The organism is Dryocola mayonis, assembly GCF_051307045.1.
GTDB lineage: Bacteria > Pseudomonadota > Gammaproteobacteria > Enterobacterales > Enterobacteriaceae > Dryocola.
Genome location: NZ_CP150452.1, coordinates 1,201,383 through 1,213,025 on the forward strand (window position 1 = coordinate 1,201,383; position 11,643 = coordinate 1,213,025).

General features: G+C 56.5%; 11 protein-coding genes. 9 read left to right on the forward strand and 2 right to left on the reverse strand.

Going from position 1 to position 11,643, the window contains the following annotated elements; genetic code table 11:
- Nucleotides 1-18: 18 nt before the first annotated feature.
- The 7 genes from WLO32_RS05760 (at nucleotide 19) to WLO32_RS05790 (ending at nucleotide 7,992) form a co-directional block, all read left to right on the forward strand.
- The gene (locus tag WLO32_RS05760) at nucleotides 19-1,284 is read left to right on the forward strand and encodes an ABC transporter substrate-binding protein (RefSeq protein ID WP_435947543.1); all 1,266 of its coding nucleotides are present in this window, start codon (nucleotides 19-21) and stop codon (nucleotides 1,282-1,284) included.
- Nucleotides 1,285-2,202 carry a carbohydrate ABC transporter permease gene (locus WLO32_RS05765; protein WP_435947544.1) on the forward strand — a complete coding sequence of 306 codons (918 nt, stop codon included), beginning with the start codon at nucleotides 1,285-1,287 and terminating at the stop codon, nucleotides 2,200-2,202.
- On the forward strand, nucleotides 2,202-3,047 hold the full coding sequence (locus tag WLO32_RS05770) for a carbohydrate ABC transporter permease (protein WP_435947545.1): 846 nt from the start codon (nucleotides 2,202-2,204) through the stop codon (nucleotides 3,045-3,047). Before WLO32_RS05765 ends, WLO32_RS05770 begins: the two co-directional genes overlap by 1 nt.
- Before the next feature lie 2 nt (nucleotides 3,048-3,049).
- Complete coding sequence (locus WLO32_RS05775) at nucleotides 3,050-4,138, forward strand: ABC transporter ATP-binding protein (protein WP_435947546.1); 1,089 nt, start codon at nucleotides 3,050-3,052, stop codon at nucleotides 4,136-4,138.
- A 90-nt stretch (nucleotides 4,139-4,228) separates the two neighbouring features.
- Complete coding sequence (locus tag WLO32_RS05780) at nucleotides 4,229-5,869, forward strand: glycoside hydrolase family 13 protein (RefSeq protein ID WP_435947547.1); 1,641 nt, start codon at nucleotides 4,229-4,231, stop codon at nucleotides 5,867-5,869.
- Nucleotides 5,870-5,871: 2 nt separating this feature from the next.
- On the forward strand, nucleotides 5,872-7,518 hold the full coding sequence (locus WLO32_RS05785) for a glycoside hydrolase family 13 protein (protein ID WP_435947548.1): 1,647 nt from the start codon (nucleotides 5,872-5,874) through the stop codon (nucleotides 7,516-7,518).
- Nucleotides 7,519-7,737: 219 nt separating this feature from the next.
- Nucleotides 7,738-7,992, forward strand: a complete 255-nt coding sequence (locus WLO32_RS05790; protein ID WP_435948253.1) for a hypothetical protein — start codon at nucleotides 7,738-7,740, stop codon at nucleotides 7,990-7,992.
- Between the two features lie 89 nt (nucleotides 7,993-8,081).
- On the opposite strand, the gene WLO32_RS05795 is transcribed toward WLO32_RS05790, so the two are convergent.
- Complete coding sequence (locus WLO32_RS05795; RefSeq protein WP_435947549.1) at nucleotides 8,082-8,555, reverse strand: YhcH/YjgK/YiaL family protein; 474 nt, start codon at nucleotides 8,553-8,555, stop codon at nucleotides 8,082-8,084.
- Between the two features lie 10 nt (nucleotides 8,556-8,565).
- The gene (gene idnO, locus WLO32_RS05800) at nucleotides 8,566-9,330 is read right to left on the reverse strand and encodes a gluconate 5-dehydrogenase (RefSeq protein ID WP_435947550.1); all 765 of its coding nucleotides are present in this window, start codon (nucleotides 9,328-9,330) and stop codon (nucleotides 8,566-8,568) included.
- Between the two features lie 194 nt (nucleotides 9,331-9,524).
- Here idnO and WLO32_RS05805 point away from each other — a divergent pair, with 194 nt between their 5' ends.
- Both WLO32_RS05805 and WLO32_RS05810 read left to right on the forward strand, forming a co-directional pair.
- Nucleotides 9,525-10,517 (forward strand): LacI family DNA-binding transcriptional regulator, encoded by a 993-nt coding sequence (locus WLO32_RS05805; RefSeq protein ID WP_435947551.1) that lies wholly within the window; start codon nucleotides 9,525-9,527, stop codon nucleotides 10,515-10,517.
- Between the two features lie 143 nt (nucleotides 10,518-10,660).
- Nucleotides 10,661-11,605 (forward strand): 2-hydroxyacid dehydrogenase, encoded by a 945-nt coding sequence (locus WLO32_RS05810; protein WP_435947552.1) that lies wholly within the window; start codon nucleotides 10,661-10,663, stop codon nucleotides 11,603-11,605.
- The last annotated feature ends 38 nt before the right edge of the window (nucleotides 11,606-11,643 follow it).

The following is an 11,643-nucleotide window of genomic DNA, read 5'->3' on the forward strand; positions in this document are numbered from 1 at the left end:
TGAACAGAAGAGGACAAAATGAAAAAGCTGACGTTAAGTCTTATTACCTTAGCGCTTGCGGGTGTTTCCAACGCCGCGCTAGCCGATACCCTGCGTATGGAATGCCCGATTTCACCCGGCGGTAAGGAATACTGCAACTACGTCAAAGACCGTTTTGAAAAGCAGACTGACAACAAGCTGGAATTTATCGAATTCCCGGCGGCGTCGGATGAAAAGCTGGCGCTGCTGCAGCAGCTGTTCGCCGCCAAAGATGAGAAAGCGGTGGATCTGTTCCAGTCAGACACCATCTGGGTGGGGCTGCTTGATAAACAAACCCTCGATTTAACCGACGCGGTCGCCGATATGAAAGGCGACTTCTTCCCCGGCCCGTGGGCGAACGACACGGTGAACGGCAAGGTGAAAGCGATCCCGGCCTATCTGGATACCGGCGTGCTTTATTACCGTAAAGATCTGCTGGAAAAATATAACGAACAGCCGCCGAAAACCTGGCAAGACCTGACGCGCATCGCCACCAAAATTCAGGAAGAAGAGCGTAAGGCCGGGCATAAAAACTTCTGGGGGATGATCTTCCAGGGCAAATCCTATGAGGGGCTGACCTGTAACGCGCTGGAGTGGATTGATTCCTACGGCGGCGGCACCTTTATCGACGAAAAAGGGAACGTGACCGTAAACAATCCTAAGGCCGCGGCGGCGCTGGATATGGTCGCGGGCTGGATTGGCAAAATCACGCCGAAAGGGGCGCTTGGCTATAAAGAAGAAGAGTCCCGCGCCGTGTTCCAGAACGGCGACGCGCTGTTTATGCGCAACTGGCCTTACGCCTATCTGCTCTCGCAGGGCGCCGACAGCCCGCTGAAAGGCAAAGTCGGCGTAGCGCCGTTGCCGGCCGGGCCGGATGGCAAATCCGCCAACGCGCTGGGCGGCTGGCAGTGGTCGGTTAACGCCAATACCAAAAACAAAGAGGCGGCAATCGCCTTGCTGAAAATCCTCACCGATGCCGATTCGCAAAAAATGCAGCTGAAGTACCTGGGCTTCGCCCCGACGCGTTCCGCGCTGTATGAAGACAAGGCCGTGCTGGAAACCGCGCCGCACCTGACGATGTTTAAAGATATCTTCGCCAACGCGGTGCCGCGCCCGGCTACGGCAACCAAAAGCCAGTACCCGCGCGTGTCTAACGCCATCTTTAACGTGACCTTCAAAGTGCTTAACGGGGGCAGCGACGGGAAAGCCGCCGTTGCGGATCTGCAAAAACGCCTGGAACGCGTGAAAGGTAAGGACTGGCATTAATTGGCACATCTCGGCTATCAACAGCGGCGCCGTCGTATCGCGTGGATACTGGTGGCGCCCGCGCTTGTCTTACTTGCACTGGCGGCGGGCTGGCCGCTGGTGCGCACCTTCTTTTTCAGCTTCACCAATGCGATGCTCGATAACCCGTCCGAGTATGAAATGGTGGGGCTGGCAAACTATTACGCCAGCAACGGCGGCGACAGCAGCGGCGTGCTGGTCGACCCGCTCTGGTGGCAGGCGGTAGGCAATACGCTGTGGTTTACCGTTATGTCGGTCGGCCTTGAGCTGCTGTTCGGCATGCTGCTGGCGCTGCTGATGAACCAGAAGTTTCGCGGCCAGGGGCTGGTGCGCACCGCTATTCTGGTGCCCTGGGCCATCCCGACCATCGTGAGCGCCAAAATGTGGGGCTGGATGTTCCACGACCAGTACGGCGTGGTAAACGATCTGCTGGCGAAGATTTTTGGCTATCAGGCGCACCTGGCGTGGATTGCCGAGCCGTCGCTTTCCATGTGGGCGGTGGTGATCGCCGACGTCTGGAAAACCACGCCCTTTATGGCGCTGATGCTGCTGGCGGCGCTGCAGCTGATTCCTGACGATCTCTACGAGGCGGCGCGGGTGGACGGCGCAAGCGCGTGGCAGAGGTTTAAACGCATCACCCTGCCGCTGATTATGCCGGCGATGATCGTGGCGCTGATTTTCCGCGTGATGGACGCCATGCGCATTTTCGATCTGATCTTTGTGCTCACCTCTAACAGCGAGGCCACGATGTCCGTTTCCGGCTACGCGCGTGAGCAGATCGTCTCCTATCAGGATATGGGCGTGGGGTCCGCGGCCTCGGTGCTGGTGTTTATGATGGTGGCGGGCATTGCCGCCTGCTTTATCCGCGTCTCGCGTTTAAACGAAAAGGAGAGGCGGTGATGAAAACCACTCGTCGACAGCGCAGGTTTGCCCAAAACCTGGTGATTTATGCCGGGGCGACTTTCGCCGTGCTGTTCTGCGTCTTCCCGTTTTATTACGCGATTATCACTTCGCTGCGCACCGGGCAGGAGCTGTTTTTACCGGCCTATTTGCCCAGCGGCTATCACTGGCACAACTACGTGGTGGCGCTGGTGGATAACGGCATCGCCCGCAGCCTGCTGAACTCCGTGATGGTGGCGACGATCACGGTAGGCATCTGTCTGCTGGTGTCCATCACCGCCTCTTTCTCCCTGGCGCGCGTGCAGTTTCGCGGGCGGAAATTCCTGTTGTTCACCATTTTGTGCGTGTCGATGTTCCCTCAGGTCGCGGTGCTGACCGGCATGTTCGAGCTGGTGCGTTTTCTGGGGCTTTACGATTCTCTGGGCGCGCTCGTGCTTTCCTACACCACGTTTTCGCTGCCGTTTACCGTCTGGGTATTGACCACCTTTATGAAGTCGATCCCGGTGGAGCTTGAGGAGGCGGCGATTGTCGACGGGGCGAAAACCTGGACCATCATCCGGCGCGTCTTCGCCCCGATTCTTGCGCCAGCGCTGGTCACCACCGGCCTGCTGGCGTTTATCGGCGCGTGGAATGAATTCATGTTCGCGCTGACGTTCATTATTTCCGGCGATAAACGCACCGTGCCGGTGGCGATCAGCATGTTTAGCGGCGCGTCCACCTTTGAGCTGCCCTGGGGCAGCATTATGGCGGCCTCGGTGGTGGTGACGCTGCCGATAATCGTGCTGGTGCTTATCTTCCAGAAACGTATCGTCAGCGGGCTTACCAGCGGAGCGATTAAGGGATAACTATGGGGCAACTGGTACTCGATAAAATTCATAAACGCTACGGCACCTCGTCCGAGGTGATTAAGCCGCTGGATTTAGTGGTTAACAACGGCGAGTTTGTGGTGGTGGTGGGGCCTTCCGGCTGCGGCAAATCCACGCTTCTGCGCATGGTGGCGGGGCTTGAGGAGATCAGCGGCGGTGAGATGCGCATTGACGGCGTGTGCGTTAACGACGATTCCCCGTCCGAGCGCGGCATCGGCATGGTCTTCCAGTCCTATGCGCTGTATCCGCACATGACGGTGTATCAGAACATGGCGTTCGCGCTGGAAATGGCGAAGCTGCCGGAAAAGGAAATCGACGAAAAGGTGCGTGAAAGCGCGCGTATTTTGCAGCTCGAACATCTGCTCGACCGGCGTCCTAAAGATCTTTCCGGCGGCCAGCGGCAGCGCGTGGCCATCGGACGGGCGATCGTGCGGGAGCCGAGCCTGTTTTTATTCGACGAGCCGCTGTCGAACCTGGACGCCTCTTTACGCGTGCAGATGCGCATGGAGATCGCCGCGCTGCACAAACGCATTAACGCCACCATTCTCTACGTCACCCACGATCAGGTCGAAGCGATGACGCTCGCCGACAGAATCGTGGTGCTCAACCAGGGACAAATCGAACAGGTGGGCACTCCGCTCGACCTTTACGACCGCCCGGCGAACGTCTTTGTCGCGCAGTTTATCGGCTCGCCAAAAATGAACTTAATACCGGGCGTGCTGGCCCACGCGAGCGAGCAACGCAGCGAGGTGATGCTGGAAAACCGCCAGCAAATCAGCCTGCCGATAGCCAGCCACGGCGACGGCCAGCCCGTGCGGTTGGGGATTCGTCCGGAGCATCTTCAGCTGACGGAGCTTGCCCATGCGGATGTCGAAGGCGAGGTGCTGTTCGTGGAGCACATGGGTAACGAAACCCTGCTTTACGTAAACAGCGGCTACGGTAGCGAACCGCTAGTGATGCGCCATACTGAAAGACTCGAAATCAAACCCGACCAGCGCATCGGCCTGCGTTTACCGCCGGAGAACTGTTACCTGTTCGACAGCGAAGGGCGGGCTTTTATGCGCTTTTAAAAGGTGGATGGCGCTGTGCTTATCGCTCTACGAATGCACTCATAAGTAGCCGGGTAAGTACTGCGCTGCCCGAAAAAAAGGGGGGAAGAGGTGGAAAAAAAATGGTGGCACAACGCGGTGGTGTACCAGATCTATCCGCGCAGCTTTATGGACAGCAACGGCGACGGCATCGGCGACCTGGCCGGCATCATCAGCAAACTTGATTATCTGCAGCAGCTCGGCATTAACCTCATCTGGCTGTCGCCGGTTTACCGCTCGCCGATGGACGACAACGGTTACGACATCTCCGACTACGAAGACATTGCCGCCGAGTTCGGCACCATGGCGCAGATGGAAGAGCTGATCCGCCAGGCCAAACGGCGCGATATCCACATTCTGATGGATCTGGTCGTCAACCATACCTCCGACGAACATCCCTGGTTTATCGAAGCGCTGAAATCCCCGGATAACCCCTGGCGCGACTTCTACATCTGGCGCAAACCGGCAGCCGACGGCGGCCCGCCAAACGGTTTCCGTTCCTATTTCGGCGGCAGCGGCTGGGCGTATGACGAGGCCAGCGGCGAATATTATCTGCACCAGTTCTCCAGACGGCAGCCGGATCTCAACTGGGAAAATCCCCGCGTACACGAAGAGGTGCACGCGATGATGAACCGCTGGCTGGATAAAGGGATCGGCGGCTTTCGCATGGACGTTATCGACCTGATCGGTAAAGAGGTGGATAAGCAGATCATGGCGAACGGTAAAAACCTGCACGTGCTGATTCGCCAGATGAACCGCGCTACGTTCGGCAAAGGCGATTACGTGACGGTGGGCGAAGCCTGGAGCGCCTCGCCGCAGGATGCGCTGCTCTACAGCGCCAACGACCGCGAAGAGCTGTCGATGGTCTTTCAGTTTGACCACATCAAACAGTTCTGGGATGAACACGCCGGCAAATGGCGCAGCAAGCCGTTTGTGCTGGCCAACTTCAAGGCGGTTATCGAAAAATGGCAGACGGCCCTTGCCGATCGCGGCTGGAACTCGCTGTTCTGGAGCAACCACGATCTGCCGCGCGCCGTGTCGAAATTCGGCGATGAAGGCGAATTCCGCGAAGCCTCCGCCAAAATGCTGGGCACCGCGCTGCACTGCCTGAAGGGCACGCCTTATATCTATCAGGGCGAAGAGATCGGCATGACCAACGTGCGCTACTCCACCATCGAAGAGTATCGCGATATCGAGAGCCTGAATCTCTACCGGGAGCGGCTGGCAGGCGGAGTGAGCCATGATGAGATGATGACCGGGATACACGCCAACGGGCGGGACAATGCGCGCACGCCAATGCAGTGGGACGACAGCCCGAACGCCGGTTTCACCAGCGGGACGCCCTGGATTGCGGTCAATCCTAACTACCGCGAAATCAACGTCGCCGCGGCGCTGGCAGAGCCGGATTCCATTCTCTGGCATTACCAGAAGCTGGTGGCGCTGCGTAAGCAGTATCCGATTCTGGTCTACGGCGATTTCAGGCCGGTGTTAAAAGAGCATCCGCAGGTGTTCGCCTGGCTAAGAACGCTTGGCGAAGAGCGGCTGCTGGTGGTGAATAATTTCTCCGCTGAGCATCTCACGCTCGATATTCCGCAGGAGATGCAGGCCTGGCACGGCGAATGCCTTATCAGCAATTACGCGCCGCGCGATCAGCTGGCGGTAAGCCTTGAGCTACAGCCTTATGAATCCTTTGCTTTATTAATCGGGAGGTAACGATGGCGAACTGGTGGAAGGAGGCGGTGGCCTACCAGATTTATCCGCGCAGCTTTAAAGACAGCAACGGCGACGGTATCGGCGATCTGAACGGCATTACCGAAAAGCTCGACTACCTCAAAGACCTCGGCATCGATCTGATCTGGATCTGCCCGATGTACAAATCGCCTAACGATGATAACGGCTACGATATCAGCGACTATCAGGAGATTATGGCCGAGTTCGGCACCATGGAGGATTTTGACCGTTTGCTGGCTGGCGTGCATGAGCGCGGTATGCGGCTGATTATCGATTTGGTGGTGAACCACACCTCCGACGAACATCCGTGGTTTCTTGAATCCCGCTCCTCAAGGGATAACCCAAAGCGCGACTGGTACATCTGGCGCGACGGCAAAAACGGCATGGAGCCCAACAACTGGGAAGGGATTTTTAAAGGTTCGGCCTGGGAGTTCGATCCGCTCACCGGGCAATATTTCCTGCATCTGTTTACCCGCCGCCAGCCCGATTTGAACTGGGAAAACCAGGAAGTACGCAGCGCGGTGTACGACATGATGCGCTGGTGGCTCGCTAAGGGTATCGACGGTTTCCGTATCGACGCCATCTGCCATATGAAAAAGGAACCCACGCTTGCCGATGTGCCAAACCCGGACGGGCTGCGCTACGTGCCGTCGATGAAAAGCCATCTTAACTATGACGGCCTGCTGGACTACGTCGACGATATGAGCCGCAACGTGTTTCAGCACTACGATATCGTCACGGTCGGCGAGATGAACGGCCTGAACGCCGAACACGCGGTGGAGTGGGTGGGCGAACATCACGGCCGGCTGAACATGGTATTTCAGTTTGAACACGTGCGCCTGTGGGAGCCAGAAGAGGGCCTGCGGCCCGAGCCCAAAGTGCTGAAGAAAATTTTCACCTCCTGGCAGCAAGCGCTGGAAGGCCAGGGCTGGAACGCGCTGTATGTGGAAAACCATGACGTCACCCGCATTACCTCGCGCTGGGGCGATACCGAACACCACTGGCGGGAAAGCGCCACCTGCATCGCCGCGCTCTATTTCCTGATGCAGGGCACGCCGTTTATCTACCAGGGCCAGGAAATCGGCATGACCAATACCCGCTTCGGCGGAATAGAAGATTTTGATGACGTGTCAGCGAAAAATATGTGGCGCGAACTGGCCGCGCAGGGCAAAAGCGAGGAGGAGATTATCGCCTTTCTCACCAATACCGGACGCGATAACTCCCGCACGCCGATGCAGTGGAATAACTGGCCCAACGCCGGGTTTAGCGACGCCGAGCCGTGGCTTAAGGTCAACGCCAACTACGAGATGATAAACGTCGCCAGCCAGCAGCAGGATCCGAATTCGGTGCTGAACTTCTATCGCGCGCTGATCCAGCTGCGCAGGCAGGAGCAAACGCTGATTTACGGCCGCTACGCGCTGGCGCTGCCGCAGCATGAGCAGATCTACGCCTACCGTCGCGAGCGGGAGGGGGACGCGTTTTTAGTGCTGTGCAATATGTCCTCTAAAGCCGCCCGCTGGGCGCAAGAGGAGCTGTCGCTGCAGGGAGGGCATTGCGTACTGGGTAATTATCCGCAGGTAGATGAGGATTATCGGCTGCACGCCTGGGAGACGCGGGTTTACAGATTTTGAGGAACGGGTGGATAACATTTAGCTTATCCACCCTCTTTTCTCGTTAATAACCACGGGAATTTGACCGCATTGAAATTTAATATAAGCGACTAATCGGGGGTTGTTGCACTAATTGAAAGGATAAAGAGAAGCGTAGGATTCTGCCTGTAATTTAATTTTGAATCTTACGAGCAAGGAAGTAATGCTATGAAATTAAACTCTTTACTTGCAATGACATTAATGGCTTATGCCTGTATGGCTGCTATAAGTCCTTCGTATGCCGCGCAAAGCAAAGACGAAATTAAGCAGCAAATTATTGATGCTTCGATTGAGTCTTATCCCGGCAACTGTCCATGCCCCTATAACAGCATGCGTAATGGCCGCCAGTGCGGCGGTCGCAGCGCATGGAGTAAAGAAGGGGGATATTCGCCCATCTGTTATAAAAAAGAAGTGACCGATGAGATGATTGAACAGTGGAAAGCGGGACATTCTTAATCGTTTTAGGGTGGATAACATTTAGCTTATCCACCCGGCAACGCCGTTTCGGGTAGGGCGGGTAAGCGTCAGCGCCACCCGCCAAACCTTTATCCTTTTATTAAACCCGCATCAATCTTCGCCACAATCTTTCTCAGCGCCGCGGGCTTGCCGAGGGTTGCCATCGGGCGGTGAAGTTCGCCGGGGAAAAGGATTACCAGCTCGCCAGGCCGCAGATTGATTAGCGTTTCGCAGCCCATGCCTTTGAAAAAGCCGATATCGTTCTGCTCGTCGAATTCGCCGTCCGGCCGCTGCTGCTGCTCAACCGGAGCGGCGCCAATCAGCTCTTCGCCTGCAAGCAGGATATGCACGTCGATATAGCGGGCGTGCAGCTCCGGGCGCTGCTGCGCCAGCGGTTTGGTTTTGCCATCAAAGACTGAAAAATAGATTAAATCGCCTTCGATAGGGTATTTGCCGTTGGCAAGCTGCTGCGGCTTGTTGGCTGCAATGGCCTGCAGCGCGTGGCGGATAACCTGCGGATAAACCGGGTTATGCAGCGCGTTGTCTAATTTATCGATAATCATTCGCTGCTCCTCAGACCGCAACCAGCATGCCGCCATCCACAAACAGCAGATGGCCGTTGACGAAGTTCGACGCCCCGCTTGCAAGGAACACGGCGGCGCCGATCAGCTCCTGCGGGTCGCCCCAGCGCGCGGCGGGGGTGCGTTTGCATAACCACTGGGTGAAGGCCTCATCTTCGACCAGAGATTTTGTCATCTCGGTTTTGAAATAGCCCGGGGCGATACCGTTGACCTGGATATTGTAACGGGCAAGCTCCACGCACATGCCGCGGGTAAGCATTTTTACCGCCCCTTTTGCAGCGGCGTACGGCGTGATGGTGTCGCGGCCGAGCTCGCTTTGCATCGAGCAAATATTGATGATTTTGCCGGCTTCGCGTTTCACCATCCGGCGCGCAACGGACTGCGAAACTAAAAATACGGCGGTCTGGTTCACGGCGATAATATCGTTCCATTCATTAACCGGGAATTCGGTAAACGGATGGCGACGTTGAATACCGGCGTTATTTATCAGCACGTCTATCGGGCCAATTTCCCGTTCAATATTTTCAACCGCTGCCTCTACGGCCTGCGGGTCGGTCACGTTAAACGCTGAGATCCATGCGGTATAGCCACAATCGCGTAGTTTCATCGCCGCATGTTCGGCGCGCTCGGGGGTAATATCGTTGATAATAATTTCCGCGCCCTGTTCGGCCAGCCCCTGGGCTAATAAAAAGCCGATGCCCTGCGCCGAGCCGGTAATTAACACGCGCTTATTGTCGAGCGTAAATAAATTATTCATGATTGTTTCCAGTAATTATTGCGTGGTAACCCATGCCTTCTATCAAAGCGGTTCACGGGGTGCAAAACTGTGAAGCAGATCACTGTGAATCGTGTTACGCCCGCATGATACCCGGAGTGTGAAGCGCGGCGGCTTTTCTTTTCCCGGCGTTGCGGGGCATAATCCTTTTTCCGCGTGGTTATCAGGAAAGCCAGATGAAGTACCAGCGCATTACCCTGCAGGATATCGCCGCCCTGGCCGGGGTCACAAAAATGACCGTTAGCCGCTATTTGCGTACGCCGGATAAGGTTGCCCCGGAAACCGCCGCCCGTATCGCCGGGGTGATGAAGGAGGTTAATTACCTGCCGGATCCGGAAAACCGGGCGCTGGCAAGCAATATGCAGCCGCGTATCGGGGTGATTATTCCCTCCTTTAATAACCAGATTTTTGCCGATTTACTGGCGGGCATCGAATCCGTAACAACGCGTGCGGGCTATCAGACGCTGGTGGTTAACTATGATTACGACCGCGAGCGTGAAGAAGAGCAGATAGCCACGGTGCTGGGCTTTAACGTAGCGGGATTAATTCTGACCGAGACCGTACATACCCTGCGTGCCGAAAAGTATTTAACCGCCGCCGGTATTCCGGTGGCGGAAGTTATGGATCTGGTGGCGGACAACGGGCGCGTTAACGTGGGTTTTGATAATTTCCGCGCCGGTTTTGATATGACCAATATGCTGATCGCCAGCGGCAAAAAACGCATCATCTATTTTGGCTCGATGGCCGACGTGCGGGATATCAAACGTTATGAAGGCTACCGCAAAGCCATGGCGGACGCGGGGCTGGCGGATGGAAGGCTGATGCCGAACAAGGTTTCATCCATCAGCGTGGGCACCGGCATGATGGCGATGGCGCGCCAGATGTACCCGGATATGGACGGCATCCTTTGCACCAACGACGATCTTGCCGCCGGCGTTTTGCAGGAGTGCCTGACGGAAAATATCCGCGTGCCGGAACAGCTCGGCATCGCCGGTTTTCACGGCCTGGAAATCGGCCAGGTTACGGTGCCGAAGCTGGCAAGCGTCGTCACGCCGCGCTTTGAGATGGGCAAGGTGGCTACCGAAATTTTGCTCAAGAAAATCAACGGGCAGCCGACCATCGAACAGGTTGATTTGCACTACCGCCTCTCCCTCGGCGGCACGCTGTAGTGTTAAAGTGCTGAAGCGATCACGCTAACGGTAACACGGTTTTCTAACATGATTTCACGTGACCTGCGTCGCAAAACCCCGCGCTTAAAACGGTTTTGATGTTAAGCAGAAATTTTCACTTAACGTCTTAACCTGGGGGAATCATGTCGCATACCCAACACGTATTACTTATTGCACCCGTCATGGATGCGCTTCAGCAACGCCTTGACGCGCATTACACCGTCCATCGCCTCTATCAGCAGCAGGATGCCGCCGCCTGGCTTGCGGAAAACGGCGCGCAGATTGGCGCCGTGGTGACGCGGGGCGACGTCGGCGTGACCTCCGCCGTGCTGGAAAACCTGCCGCAGGTTGGGGTCATCGCTATTTTTGGCGTAGGCACCGACGCGGTGGATCTGGATTACGCTCGCCGCCGCGACATCGCCGTCACCGTCACCGCAGGCGCGCTGACCGACGACGTCGCCGATTTGGCCTTCGGACTTTTACTCAGCGGCGCCCGTAAGCTTTGCGAGGGCGACCGCTTCGTACGCGAAGGGCGCTGGTTGCGGGAAAGCCTGCCGCTGGCAACACAGGTCAGCCGTAAACGCATCGGTATTTTTGGCATGGGCAATATCGGCCGCGCTATTGCCCGCCGCGCCAACGGTTTTGAGATGGAAATCTATTACACGGATCGCCAGCCGGACGCTTTGCTGCCGTACCGGTGGTGTGAAGATGTATACAGCCTCGCGAAAAACAGCGACTTTTTCATCGTCGCCGTTTCCGGCGGCAAGGACAGCCAGGGAATAGTGAACCGCCAGGTTTTCCAGGCTCTGCCCAATCACGCGCTGGTGATTAATATCGCTCGCGGCAGCATTATCAACGAGCAGGATTTAATTACCGCTTTGCAAAACGGTGATATTGCCGGCGCCGGGCTTGACGTTTTTGCCCGGGAGCCAGAGGTTCCCGTGGAGTTAATCGCGATGGATAACGTGGTATTACAACCGCACGTTGCCAGCGCCACGCACGAAACCCGCCGGCGGATGAGCAATATCGTTTTCGAAAACGTTGCAGCTTATTTCAACCATCATCCCTTGCCGCACCGAATTAATTAATTTACCGGCGCCCTTTATTAAAAAGGGTAATGACATTT